General features: G+C 65.6%; 12 protein-coding genes. All 12 read left to right on the forward strand.

Annotation, left to right across the window (positions count from 1 at the left end):
* The first annotated feature begins 1 nt into the window (after position 1).
* The 12 genes from citC (at position 2) to rbsD (ending at position 13,150) form a co-directional block, all read left to right on the forward strand.
* Entirely contained in the window at positions 2–1,165 is a 1,164-nt protein-coding gene (citC, locus tag KEM60_RS05780) for a [citrate (pro-3S)-lyase] ligase (protein WP_219106513.1), read from the forward strand.
* Between the two features lie 141 nt (positions 1,166–1,306).
* Positions 1,307–1,609 (forward strand): citrate lyase acyl carrier protein, encoded by a 303-nt coding sequence (gene citD, locus KEM60_RS05785; protein WP_219106514.1) that lies wholly within the window; start codon positions 1,307–1,309, stop codon positions 1,607–1,609.
* Positions 1,610–1,647: 38 nt separating this feature from the next.
* The gene (gene citE / locus KEM60_RS05790) at positions 1,648–2,604 is read left to right on the forward strand and encodes a citrate (pro-3S)-lyase subunit beta (protein WP_219106515.1); all 957 of its coding nucleotides are present in this window, start codon (positions 1,648–1,650) and stop codon (positions 2,602–2,604) included.
* Positions 2,601–4,184: a citrate lyase subunit alpha gene (gene citF, locus KEM60_RS05795; protein WP_219106516.1), complete on the forward strand. Its 1,584-nt coding sequence runs from the start codon at positions 2,601–2,603 to the stop codon at positions 4,182–4,184. Before citE ends, citF begins: the two co-directional genes overlap by 4 nt.
* Positions 4,181–5,737, forward strand: coding sequence for a citrate lyase holo-[acyl-carrier protein] synthase (citX, locus tag KEM60_RS05800; protein ID WP_219106517.1), 1,557 nt, complete (start codon positions 4,181–4,183; stop codon positions 5,735–5,737). Before citF ends, citX begins: the two co-directional genes overlap by 4 nt.
* Before the next feature lie 100 nt (positions 5,738–5,837).
* A complete protein-coding gene (locus tag KEM60_RS05805) occupies positions 5,838–7,094 on the forward strand; it encodes a hypothetical protein (RefSeq protein ID WP_219106518.1) in 1,257 nt (418 codons plus the stop codon).
* Between the two features lie 184 nt (positions 7,095–7,278).
* Positions 7,279–8,310 carry a LacI family DNA-binding transcriptional regulator gene (locus KEM60_RS05810; RefSeq protein ID WP_219106519.1) on the forward strand — a complete coding sequence of 344 codons (1,032 nt, stop codon included), beginning with the start codon at positions 7,279–7,281 and terminating at the stop codon, positions 8,308–8,310.
* Positions 8,307–9,809 (forward strand): sugar ABC transporter ATP-binding protein, encoded by a 1,503-nt coding sequence (locus KEM60_RS05815; protein ID WP_219106520.1) that lies wholly within the window; start codon positions 8,307–8,309, stop codon positions 9,807–9,809. The genes KEM60_RS05810 and KEM60_RS05815 overlap by 4 nt, the downstream gene beginning before the upstream one ends.
* On the forward strand, positions 9,799–10,782 hold the full coding sequence (locus tag KEM60_RS05820; protein WP_370626297.1) for an ABC transporter permease: 984 nt from the start codon (positions 9,799–9,801) through the stop codon (positions 10,780–10,782). The genes KEM60_RS05815 and KEM60_RS05820 overlap by 11 nt, the downstream gene beginning before the upstream one ends.
* A 57-nt stretch (positions 10,783–10,839) precedes the next feature.
* Positions 10,840–11,796: a substrate-binding domain-containing protein gene (locus KEM60_RS05825; protein ID WP_219106521.1), complete on the forward strand. Its 957-nt coding sequence runs from the start codon at positions 10,840–10,842 to the stop codon at positions 11,794–11,796.
* The gene (locus KEM60_RS05830; RefSeq protein ID WP_255574298.1) at positions 11,793–12,761 is read left to right on the forward strand and encodes a ribokinase; all 969 of its coding nucleotides are present in this window, start codon (positions 11,793–11,795) and stop codon (positions 12,759–12,761) included. Before KEM60_RS05825 ends, KEM60_RS05830 begins: the two co-directional genes overlap by 4 nt.
* Entirely contained in the window at positions 12,758–13,150 is a 393-nt protein-coding gene (rbsD, locus tag KEM60_RS05835) for a D-ribose pyranase (protein WP_219106522.1), read from the forward strand. Before KEM60_RS05830 ends, rbsD begins: the two co-directional genes overlap by 4 nt.

Below are 13,150 nucleotides of genomic sequence, written 5' to 3' on the forward strand. Positions count from 1 at the left end.
CGTGGACGACATCCCCTTGGACGAGATCAGCTACGACACGGTGATCCCAACCTTGCAACCAGGAACGATGGCTCAGGTCAGGGATCTGATCGCCCAACAGGGATTGCAGGTCGACTCGGGCATTGATGTCTACTGCGTGGCCCGCCGACAGGACCGGCTCGTCGGCTGCGGCGGGTTGAGTGGTGACGTCATCAAATGCGTGAGCATCGACGATGCCGTCCAAGGGCAAGGTGTCGTGGAAAAACTGATCACCGAACTCACCTACACGGCAGTCGACCGGGGTGTCCACCATTTGTTCCTCTACACCCGACCTCAATATGAGCAGGCTTTCTCCGGGTGTGGCTTCCATACGATCGCGTCGGTCCCAGACACGGTAGTGATGATGGAGAACACCGCGTCCGGGGTGTCCACGTGGACCGAGCAGTTGACGTTCTACCGACGAGACCGCCCCAAGGTCGGCGCGTGCGTGGTGAATTGCAATCCCTTCACGCTGGGCCATCAATATCTGCTGCAGCAGGCCGCGCAGGACTGCGATTACCTCCATGTCTTCGTGGTGTCTGAGGACGCCAGTTTCTTCCCTTACCGTGACCGATTGGCGTTGGTCCGTGCCGGGGTCGCCACGCTGCCCGAACGGGATCGGATCCACGTCCATCCTGGCTCGCCGTACATCGTCAGCAAAGCGACGTTCCCGACGTACTTCTTGAAGGACGAAGGAATCATTGACATGGCAGCCACCGCAATTGACCTGCGGATCTTTCGGCAACACATTGCCCCAGCGTTGGGGCTGACCCACCGGTACGTCGGAACGGAACCGTTGTGCCGCGTCACCCGGCAATACAACGCCGACATGCGCTACTGGCTGGAGCAGGCATCGGACTCGGCGCCGCCGGTGACGGTCGTGGAAATTCCTCGATTGACGTCCCATGATCGGGCCATCTCAGCGACCGAGGTGCGCCGACGGATCCTTGACGGCCGGTTGGATGGGCTGCGTGACCTGGTGCCATCAGCGACGTACGCCCTGATCATCGAGCGGTACGGCGACGCCCACGACAAAGCCCGGGCGACTGCGGAGGCCAACTCGGAGGCTTCATGGTCGGACCCGCACGTGCGGGAATCCGCGCTCGCCGCCTTAGAACGCGCCTTCGTCGGGGCCCCGGTGGCCTGATGCGCTCCGTCCTGTCCGGACCGTTGGCATCCCCTCCGGTGGTGCCGCAGAGCTGGACTCCGCCGCGTCATCGCGGCCGTGAAACGTCGTCGGCGATGTCCGACGCGAAAAAAGCCACCTAGCAGCGACGAGAGGACGACCGTGCAAATCATCCAGCCGGCGGTGGCCGGCACCTTGGAGTCCAGTGATCTGATGGTGCGCATCACACCACCAGACCGGCCCGACGGAGCGATGGAGGTGGTGGTGACATCCACGGTGATGGCGCAGTTCGGTGACGCCATCCGGGAGGTCGTGTCCTCAACACTGCAGGACCTCGGAGTCCATGCCGGACATGTCCTCGTGGAGGACAAAGGCGCCTTGGACTTCACCATCCGGGCCCGAGTGCAAGCAGCCTGCCTGCGAGGGTCGGGCGCGCCGGACGCGATCGACTGGGCTCGGCTATGAACACCACCGAGGTGTCTGACCAGATCAGGAGCACGGTCATGCCCGCAAGGCCACAGGCAGCGGCGATGTCGACGTACACCGCCACCCCAGCACCGCACGCAGGTCGACGGGATATGCGTGCGGAGCGACCGCACCGCTCGATGTTGTTCATTCCAGGCAGCAATGCCGCCATGGTGGCCACGGCGTACGTCTTTGGGCCGGACGCGGTGATGTTTGATCTGGAGGACGGAGTCGCCCTGCGGGAGAAGGACTCGGCCCGACTGATGGTCTTCCATGCGCTGCAACACCTGTCCTACCAGGACATGGAAACGGTGGTGCGGATCAACCCGTTGGACACCCCATTTGGGCCAGCTGACCTCGAGGCGGTAGTGCGGGCCGGGGCGAAAGTGGTCCGACTCCCGAAGACCGAGACCCCAGATCAGATCCATGAGCTAGAACGCCACGTGGAGGACATCGAACGAGCTTGTGGGCGTCCGGTGGGTTCGACCCGGTTGATGGCGGCGATCGAATCCGCGTCTGGGGTGGTCAACGCGGTGGCGATCGCCACGGCCAGCCCCCGCATGGATTCCATTGCGTTGGCGGGTTTTGACTACGTCATCGACATGCAGACCACTCGCGGCGATGGCACTGAATTGTTCTACGCCCGCTGTGCGGTGCTGCACGCGGCTCGCGTCGCTGGGATCGGCGCGTACGACGTGGTCTGGTCGGATCTCTCTGACGAAGACGGTTTCCTCGCCGAGGTCGAACTGATCAAACGGCTCGGTTTTGATGGGAAATCCTTGATCAACCCACGACAGATCGACCTCCTGCACAATGCCTACGCGCCAACCCAGTCGGAGTTGGACCACGCTCGTCTGGTGATTGAGGCCGCTGATCGCGCCGAAGCCCAAGGTTTGGGAGTGATTTCGTTGAACGGCAAGATGATCGACGCGCCGATCGTCGCTGCAGCACGACGGACCGTCCAGTACGCCGATGCGTCAGGAGTACGTCGATGACTGTCTCCCCGAGCAATGGCACTTCGACGTACACCACCCGCAGTTACGCCGACAACACGTTGCGGGTGCGCGGACTGGCCGCACCCGAACTGGACGGGTTGACGCCGTACACCAGCTTTGATGCGGCGGCGCCACACCTCTCAGATGCCAAGGCGAAACGGACCCGCAAGATCGTGGACTCGGTGGAGGAAGCGATCCGTCGCAGCGGGCTGCGCGACGGGATGACCATCTCCTTCCATCATCATTTCCGGGAAGGCGACAAGACAATCCTCCGGGTGGTTTCCACCCTGGCGCGCATGGGTTTTCAAGACTTGACGCTGGCGTCGAGTTCGTTGAACAACTGCCATGCCGGGCTGATCGAACACATCCGGTCTGGGGTGATCCGGCGGATCTACACCTCCGGGATGCGCGGACAGCTGGCCCGAGAAATTTCCGGCGGCTTGCTCGACGAGCCGATTCACATCCATTCCCACGGTGGCCGGGTCGGGCTGATCAGCCAAGGTGAGTTGCACCTGGACGTCGCCTTCCTCGGGGTCAGTCAGTGCGACGCGATGGGCAACGCCAATGGCACCGCCGGGCGCAGCGCCTGCGGCAGCCTGGGATACGCAATGGTCGACGCGGCTTTCGCTGACGTCGTGGTGTTGCTCACCGAGGAAATCGTGGAGTATCCGCACCTGCCGGCATCGATCAGCCAAGACCAGGTCGACTGGATCGTGCCCGTCGAGGAGGTCGGTGACCCGGCCCGAATCTCGGTGGGCGCGGCCCGGGCGACGTCAAACCCTCGGGAGCTGCTGATCAGTCGGCTGTCCGCGGATGTCATTGAGCACAGTGGCTTTTTCAACGACGGTTTTTCCATCCAAACCGGTTCGGGTGGTTCAGCGACCGCGACTGCGCGATTCTTGGAGACGAAGATGCGCCGCCAAGGGATCACCGCGAGTTTTGCCTTGGGCGGGATCACCGGCGCGATGGTTGACCTGCACGAGAAAGGTCTGATCCGGTCGATCCTGGACACGCAGAGCTTTGACTCTGTTGCGGCGAAGTCGTTGCGGGACAACCCAGCCCATCATGAAATCTCCACCAACGAGTACGCCGCGTTGACCTCCAAGGGAGCGTCGGTCGACGAGATGGACATCGTCATCCTGTCCGCGTTGGAGGTCGACGTGGACTTCAACGTGAACGTCATCACCGGTTCAGACGGGCTGATGATGGGAGCTTCCGGTGGGCACAGTGACACCGCTGCCGGGGCGCATCTGCCGATCATCGTGGCGCCGCTGATCCGTTCGCGTATCCCCACCGTGGTGGAGCGGGTGACGACGTTGGTCACGCCGGGCGTCAATATCGGTGCGGTGGTCACTGACCATGGCATCGCCGTCAACCCTGCCCGTCCCGAACTGGCGGAGCGGCTTCGGGCAGCGAAGTTGCCGGTGTGCAGCATCGCGGAGTTGCACGAGCGCGCCCTGGCCATCTGTGGTCGGCCCCGCCCGATCGAGTTCGATGAACGCATCGTCGGGGTGATCCGCTACCGCGACGGATCGGTCATCGACGTGGTCCGGCAGGTTCATTCCCCCACGTCACGGTGATTCCCTCAGGACATCGCAGGTCCGCTGCCCTCCCGGTGCGACCGGGAGGGCAGCGCCCTGAGATCGCCGCAGCGGTTTTAGCAGCCCGGGAAGCTCGAGCCGAGCGGCAGCGGTCATTGTTGGCGCCACCGCACGTGACTGCGGTGGTGTCAGCGACGCTGGTGGTGCCCGGTCCGCAGAAATGCCCGCCGTGGACGGTCCCGGTGTGGGCTGAGATGGTGGCCGTTGTGCGCCGCACGATCGCACTGCGAGGGTGGCCAGTGGCGGCCGAGGACATCCGCGCTGGTGGTGTCGGCGGGGATGAGGCGCTGTGGGCACTCACCGCTGCCCCAGAGGTGGTCAAGCGGGCGCTCGTCGATGTGGAGGACAGCCATCCGTGCGGGCGGCTGTGGGATCTTGATGTGCTGACCCTCCAGGAGGGGATCGCCCGGCCGTTGTCTCGTGGCGGGTGGGGTTCGTTGCCGCGACGGTGCCTGGTCTGCGGGGAGGCAGCGGCCGCATGTGCCCGCAGTGGCGCACATGCCCACTCTGACGTGGCTGCGGCATGTCGACGGATCGTCACCGGGTGGGAACTGGCGGAGGCGTCACCATATGCGTCGTCGGCGTACCAGGCATTGGTGACGGAGGTGTGGCACACCCCGAAGCCAGGACTGGTCGACCGGATGAGCTGTGGGGCACATCCAGACATGGATGTGTCGTTGTTTGAGGTCAGCGCGGCATCGGTGGTGTCGGGATTCACCGCGTGTGAGCAGGTGGGTCGGTCGGTGGGGCGGCGGGGAAAGTCGCCGGTGACGATGATGCCGCAGTTACGGCGAGTGGGCATCGCGGCGGAGGCCCGGATGTACGACGCCACCGGCGGGGTCAACACGCATAAGGGCGCGATTTACGCCTTGGGGCTGTTGACGGCGGCTGCGGGGTGGGTAGCGTCGGCGTCGCCAGCGGTGGTGGCGGCGGTGACCGGCATCTCGGACCACGACCCGGTGTCGGTGGTGTGCGCGGTGGTGTCGGTGATGGTGCGCGGGGAGTCTTCGAGTCCGCCACTCACCGAGTTGGACACGCACGGAGCTCGGGCGCGGGCGACATACGGGATGGGTGGGGCGCCAGCGGAGGCGGCGAGGGGTTTTGACTCGGTACGCCGAGGGTCGTTGCCGGCGTACCGGCGGGTCTTGGCGGCGGGAGGAGATGTTGACTCGGCCTTGTCGGAAGCGTTGCTGGTGTTGTTGGCGAGCAACGATGACACCTGCCTGGCAGCTCGCGGTGGCCTGGTGGCGGTGCAGTCGGTGCGGGAGTGGGCGGCGGGGATGCTCGCGGCGGGTGGGGCGGCGGCTCGGGATTTTGCGGAGCACGCAGAGCGGTACGACGTGGAACTGTCGGCACGGGGCTGGTCGCCGGGAGGCTGCGCGGACTTGTTGGGGGTGACGGTGTTTTTGGCGTCATTGACCCCAGTGGCCCCGGAGACGTCACTGCTGGTATCTCAGCGCAGCGACATTTATGAATCATTCTCTCCAGCAATCGATTTGGATTCTGCGATTGAGGCTTCTGCCTGGCCTTAAGCCCCCTGAGACGTCGCAGAGGAGCGTAGTCTCGACAGTGCGCGTAGATCGAGGGGCGGAGGTCGTCGGAATGGTTCCTTGGGGGAGGCATTGGCCCCGCGTGACGATCCCCCATCACCACCGCGCGACACCAGGCGGCGAAGACCCCACCGCATCACTACGGACCGCTGCCGCAGAGCTGGACTTCCGCCCAGTCTTCCGCACCATGACCCGCGACCGATCAGCACTCATCGCCAGCCATCCAGCGGGTGCGGACGCTGCCCGCGCCCGCGCCTTACGCATAGCCCTCCTCGACTCCCCCGATCTGGTCAGCCTCGATGGGATGCGCGCCGCGGGAGTAGCCATGGCCCTGCGAGCGGCGCCCACTCCGATCGACACCCCGGTATTGGTGCCGGTGACGGTGCAAGCTGCGCTTACTGACACAGTGCAAGAAGCCTTCGCCGCACTCCCCGCTGGCTCCGGGATGATCCTGGAACATCAAGACGTCACCGCCGATCCTCGCAGCGCACAACGAGCGGTCATTGACCTGCGGGTCAAGGGAGTCTCGTTGATCGCGATATCAGGCCTGACTGCCGCACCCGCCACAATGCACCCGGTGGTGGCCCATGCGGAGCGACGCGCCGTCGAGCTGATCCGACCGGACATTCTGCTCCTGGACGTCGACAAGCCACTGGACTACAGCGAGCGCAGAGAGTCGGTCAGCGCGTTAGTGGCGGCGGTGCGGGGGGCCCGGCCGTGGGTGGTAGCTGATTCGGTCGGCAGCGCGGTCGACGAGTGGGCTGCGGTCTCTGCTGGGGCGACCCATGTGGCCGGTCCGTTTGTCACGGCAACCTCTCAGGTCGCGGATCACCCGACGACGTCGGTGGAGGTAGACAGCGCGACCCGCACCCCGTTTGAGGTGATAGCGGCGGCGTATCCCCCGCGGGTGGTGGACAAGGAAGAGATGCTCGCTGCTGGATGGACCTTGGAGCAGGCCGCTCTGTCCGTCGGGATGCATGCGGACATGTTTGTCTGCGCGCAGCATTCGCACTATTTGGACGAGCGGGCAGTGTCGACGTACCGGGAGTTGGTGGACCGGGGAGTGGCGGTCACGATGATCGGGGCCGGGTCGGAGCAGTCGCCCGTGTCGGGGATGTTGTGGGGTCATCTGGCCGACGACGACCCGATGACGCAGGAGTGGATCATGGTGACCTTGTTGCCTGGGTCCGGGATGATCTTGGCCGGGCGGGATAGACCGGTAGGCACCCATACCGCAGAGCGGGAGCGGCGCTTTGATTGCATCCGCACCGATGACCGAGTTCTGGCGGTGCGAATCGCGGGAATGATCACCGATCGGGTGCATCACGCCGCGGTCTGAGGTGATGGCCCTGCGTCGTCACTGAGCTGGGAAAGCTCGACGGCATTGATGCCGTCTCACCTGCGAAGATACTCCGTTGCGCGAGGCCCGCTTGACGTGCGGAAGCGCAGAGGAGCATGATGCGAAAACGATTTCACTGGAATCGTTTCCACAATGATGTGCAAAGGCTGCACGAGGAGGTGCCATGGCCACCCTGCGCGACGTCGCCCGAGCGGCCGGAGTCTCCATGGCCACGGCGTCCCGAGCCCTCACCGGCTCCGGCCCGGTGGCCCCAGAGACCCGCAGCAAGGTCGCCGCCACCGCCCGACGGTTGGGCTATCAAGCCAACAACCTCGCCCGTGGCCTGCGCACCCAGCGCACCCGCACCATCGGTCTGCTCGTCCCAGACGTGCGCAACCCTTTCTTCACCGACCTGGCCTACCACGTCGACAAAGCCGCCACCGAACGTGGCCTGGCCCTCATCATGGGCAGCGCCGACGAACAAGCCGGACAGCAAGACCGCTACCTGCGCGCACTCACCAGCCACCATGTCGACGGCATTATCGCGGTCCCACAGGGCAGCGCCAGCCGGACCCTGATCGAAACCGCCGCGGGCACTCCCACCGTCCTGGTCGACCGCGATCCCGGCATCCCCGGTGTCCCCACCGTCACCAGCGACAATCACGGTGGTATGACGGCGCTGGTCGATCACCTCGTCGGTCTCGGCCGCCGACGTATCGGGGTCGTCGCTGGCCCCCAGTCGACCTCCACCGGACGTGACCGCCTTGAGGCGCTTCGCAACCGACTCGACCACCACGGCCTCGACCTGCCGGACGCCCACATCGCCGAAGGCGACTTCCAACTCGCCAGCGGGCTCGAAGCCACCCACCACCTGCTAGACCGCGGCGACCTCGATGCCATCGTGGCCGCCGACAACCTCATGGCGTTAGGCACCTTGATGGTGCTGCGACACCGCGGCGTACGCATCGGCGAAGACATCGCGCTGGCCTGCGTCGACGACATCCCCTGGTTCTCCCTGGTCGATCCGGCAGTCACGGTCGTCGCTCAGGATGTGCGGCTCCTCGGTGAAGCCGCCGTACAGCTCCTGCAGGACCAATGCAATGGCGCCCAGGTCGCTTCCGTCGTCGTCCCGATGCACCTCGTCCCTCGGGCTTCCTGCGGTGAGCTCGATCAGAACCCCTCGTCCCCCCAACCCGTGAGCGGAGGTCGCGCGTGAGCGACTGCGTCCTGGCCCTGCACGGTGTCAGCAAATCCTTCAACGGCGTCGCTGCCCTCCACGGCGTCGACCTTGAACTACGCGCTGGAGAAGTCCACGTCCTCCTCGGTGAGAACGGCGCTGGAAAATCCACCCTGATCAAAATCATCGCCGGAGTCCACCAACCCGATCAGGGTGAGATCCACCTAGACGGCGACGTCGTACGCATCACCGACACCGCCACCTCCGAACGGTGCGGCATCGCCACCATCCACCAGGAACTCAACCTGGTCCCCACCTTGTCCGTCGCGGAGAACATCACCCTGGGACGCACCCCTCGCCGTCACGGACTGATCGACCGCGCCGAGATGCGACGCTACGCCCGCGCCGCCCTCGACCGGGTAGGTCTCGACGTTGACGTCGACCGCCCTGCCGGCAGCCTCGGCATCGCCCGGCAACAGCTCGTGGAAATCGCCCGCGCGCTGGCCCAGAACGCCCGCATCCTCATCCTCGACGAGCCCACCGCAGCCCTGACCCGCACCGAAACCGACATCCTTTTCGACATCGTGCGAGAACTGCGCGCTGCCGGAGTCGCCATGGTATTCATCAGTCACCACCTGGACGAGATCGCCGAGATCGGCGACCGGATCACCGTCCTGCGAGACGGCAAGTACGTCGACACCGTTTCCGGCTCCACCAGCGAAGACGAACTGGTCCGCCTCATGGTCGGTCGGGACATCGATGACCTCTACCCCCGGCGCGCCGGGGACCTCGGCGAAACCCTGCTTGACGTCCGAAACCTCAGCAGCACCGGACTATTCGACGACATCACCCTCCAGGTCCGCGCTGGCGAAGTCGTCGGTCTGGCCGGACTGATGGGCGCCGGACGCACCGAACTCCTCCGGGCCATTGCCGGAGCCGACCGTTACGACGCCGGTGAAATCCGCATCGCCGACAGCCCTCTCCCCCGCCATGACGTCGCCGCCGCCGTCCGGGCCGGAGTGGGTCTGGTCCCTGAGGACCGCAAAACCTCCGGCCTGGTGCTGGGTGCCTCCATCACCGACAATCTCGGCTACGCCACACTGCGCCCCACCGCCCGCGGCCCGCTCGCGGACCTCAACGGTCAACGCGAACGCGGCGTCGACGTCGCCGACACCCTGCGGTTACGGCGCGCGTCCATGACCCAACAGGTGCGCAGCCTCTCTGGCGGCAACCAGCAGAAAGTGGTCTTCGGACGCTGGTTCATGGCCGGCACAAAAGTACTGCTGCTCGACGAGCCCACTCGGGGCGTCGACGTCGGCGCCAAAGTCGAAATCTACGAACTGATCAACCGCGTGACCGCCGCCGGCGGTGCCGTCCTGCTCGCCTCGAGCGAGCTCCCCGAGGTCATCAGCATGAGTGACCGCGTCCTCGTCATGGCCCGAGGACGCCTCGTCGGGGAACTACCCGCAGCGCAGGCCAGCCAGGACGCAGTCATGTCCCTGGCCGTCAAGGAGGTCGAGTCCACCCGTGTCCACTGAGATCAGCGCTGCCCCACCGGCAGCGGCCACCGGCCCCACCCCCCGCGAACGGGTCACCACATTCCTCTCCGACAACGGTGCCCTCGTCGGCTTGGCCGTGGTCTGTCTGGCCATGTTCATCGCCACCCCCGACTTCCTCACCGCCCAAAACCTCCTCAACGTGGGCGTCCAAGCAGCGGTGGTGGCGGTCCTCGCGTTCGGCATGACCTTCGTCATCATCACCGCCGGCATTGACCTGTCCGTGGGTTCCGTCGCCGCGCTCGCCGCGATCAGCGCTGGCTGGGCCACCACCAGCGCCGGACTTCCCGGCTGGATGGCGCTGCTGGTCGGCCCCGCTGTCGGGCTGCTCGCCGGAGCGGTCTGTGGGCTCGCCGTCGCCTACGCCAAACTCCCCGCGTTCATCGCCACCCTGGCCATGCTGTCCATCGCGCGGGGACTCACCCTGGTGATCTCCGGCGGCCGCCCCGTCGAAATGCCTGACGCTGTCACCTGGCTCGGCGCCGACCTTGGCCCGGTCCCGGTCCCGGTCCTCATCCTCATCCTGGCAGCGCTCATCACCGCTTTTGTGCTCCGCCGCACTGTTTTTGGCTTGTCGCTCTTCGCCGTCGGTGGCAACGAAGAAGCTGCCCGCCTCGCTGGTCTTCCCGTCGCGCGCCTCACCGCCAGCGTCTATGCCCTATCTGGCCTGTTTGCTGGGATCGCCGGTCTGGTCCTGGCCGGGCGGCTCGCCTCCGCGCAGCCCCAAGCCGCCAGCGGCTACGAACTGGACGCCATCGCTTCCGTCGTCATCGGTGGCGCCAGCCTCTCCGGCGGCACCGGCAAAGCCAGCGGCACCCTCGTCGGCGCCCTCGTCTTGGCCGTCATCCGCAACGGTCTCAACCTCCTCAACGTGACGGCCTTCTGGCAACAGGTCGTCATCGGACTGGTCATCGCCCTCGCCGTCGGATTCGATGTGATCCGGCAGCGTCGGTGACCCCGCACCCCAGCGACCCCCCACCCCCACTCAGAGTCGAGTTATCAGGGAGAACCCATGTCTAGCACCACCCGTCGTACCCTCGCCGTCGCACTCCTGGCAGGCACCCTCGCCGTGTCGACAACCGCCTGCAACCGGGAGTCCTCGAGCTCCGGCGGCAAGGGCTCCTCGGGGGGCACATCGATCACCTTGGCCCTGTCAACGTTGAACAACCCGTTCTTCGTGGACCTGCGGGACGGCGCACAAGACGCCGCCAAGGCCGCGGGATCCACCATCAACGTGGTTGACGCACAGAACGACGCTGCCACCCAAGCCAACCAGCTCGCGGACGCCGCCACGAAGAAACCCAGCGCGGTGATCATCAACCCCGTCGACTCCGACGCAGCTGGTGCCGCAGTCAAACCGGTCAGCAACGCCAAGATTCCGGTGATCGGCGTGGACCGCGGCGTCAACGGCGTGGACATCGCCACCCTGGTCAGCAGCGACAACGTCGCCGGGGGTAAGCAAGCCGCTGAAGCGTTGGCTAAAGCAATTGGCGAGAAGGGCGAAATCCTGATCCTTCAGGGTGTGGCCGGGACATCCGCCAGCCGAGACCGTGGTCAAGGCTTTGAGGAAGGCCTCAAGGCGTTCCCCCAGATCAAGGTGGCCGCCAAGCAACCAGCAAACTTCGAACGTGCCCAAGGCCTGAACGTCACCACGAACCTGCTGCAATCACACCCCAATGTGACCGCGGTCTTTGCCGAGAACGACGAGATGGCACTCGGCGCCGTCCAGGCGTTGGGCGCGAAGGCAGGCAAAGAGGTCAAGGTCTTCGGCTTCGATGGCACTGCTGACGGCTTGAAGGCCGTGAAGGCCGGCACCATGGTCGGCACGATCGCCCAGCAGCCCAAGGTGCTGGGACAGAAAGCCGTCGAGTTGGCTCTGCAGATCGCCGACGGCAAACAGGTCGACAAGAAGATCCCGGTTGAGGTCAAGACGGTCGAGGTCGGCAACGTCGGGGAATACCTGAAGTGATCGCCACGACACACGGTGAGGGAGGTGACCCGGGCACGCACCGGGTCGCCGTCCTCGGCTCGTTGAACGCCGACCTCTTCGCCCGAGTCGAGCGGCACCCCTTACCTGGAGAAACGGTCCTCGGCGACGGCGGACAAGCCCGGGCTGGCGGCAAAGGCGCTAATCAAGCGGTCGCAGCCGCCCTGAGCGGGGCACGTGTCCGGATGATCGGCGCGGTCGGCTCCGACGGCCACGCCGAGGTGGCCGTGGCGGGTTTACGCCGCAGCGGCTGTGATCTCACCGGGATCCGTCAGGTCGAAGGGCCTACTGGTCTAGCACTGATCACCGTCGATGCCGCGGGAGAAAACTCCATCATCGTGGTCCCTGGGGCCAACTTCCTGGTCGGAGACCCCGAACTGGCTCAGCTCGCCGACCTGCACGCGGGTGACTTCCTCATCACTCAAGGCGAGCTGCCCGTACCAGTCGCCGCCGCCGCCGTCCGTCGTGCCGTCGACGTGGGAGCTCGGCCGGTGATCAACCTGGCCCCCGTTGTCGACTATCCCGCTGAGGCGCTGCTCGCCGCGAATCCGCTGATCGTCAATGAGCATGAAGGTCTCGGCGCCGCCAAGATACTCGGGGTGGACGTCTCGCCGGACTGCCCCCCGGCGGACGTGATCTGTCGACTCGTTGACGCCGGTGTGGCCAGTGTCGTCATGACCCTCGGCTCGCACGGCGCACTGCTGTTGACCGCCGCAGCCCGCGAAGCTGGGCCGGTGAACGTTCCGGCGGAGTCGGTCACGGTGGTGGACACCACCGGTGCCGGTGACGCTTTTGTCGGCGCGTTGGTCGCCTCGTTGGCCGCTGGTGGCGACCTGGTGGAGGCGGCACGTCGCGCGACCCGGTTTGCCGCGCTGTCGGTAACCCGGGAAGGTGCCCAAGATTCCTACCCGACCGATAACTCCAGTGAGGACGTGACCTCTTCATGAGACGTGCGGGCCTACGCCACGCCGAACTCTCCCGTCTGATCGGCCTGCTCGGCCACACCGACACCGTGGTGATCGCTGATTGCGGGCTGCCGATACCTCGTGACCTGCCGATGGTCGATCTGGCTTTAGGTCATGGCGAGATCGCTTTCCGCACCGTACTAGACATCATGCTCTCCGAGATCGTGGTGCAGGCTCACACGGTCGCTGACGAAAGCCTCGACTCTCAGGTGCAGGAATGGTGTGCGGAGCGGGCCCCACACCTGGGCGAGGCGATCATGGTGCCGCACGAGGAGCTGAAAGCGCGAGTGGCTCAGGCGGCGTTCGTCGTACGTACGGGTGAGGAGACCCCATACGCCAACGTCATCCTGCAGTGTGGGGTGCCGTTCTGA

The sequence above is a fragment of the Austwickia sp. TVS 96-490-7B genome (genome assembly GCF_019331795.1).
GTDB lineage: Bacteria > Actinomycetota > Actinomycetes > Actinomycetales > Dermatophilaceae > Austwickia.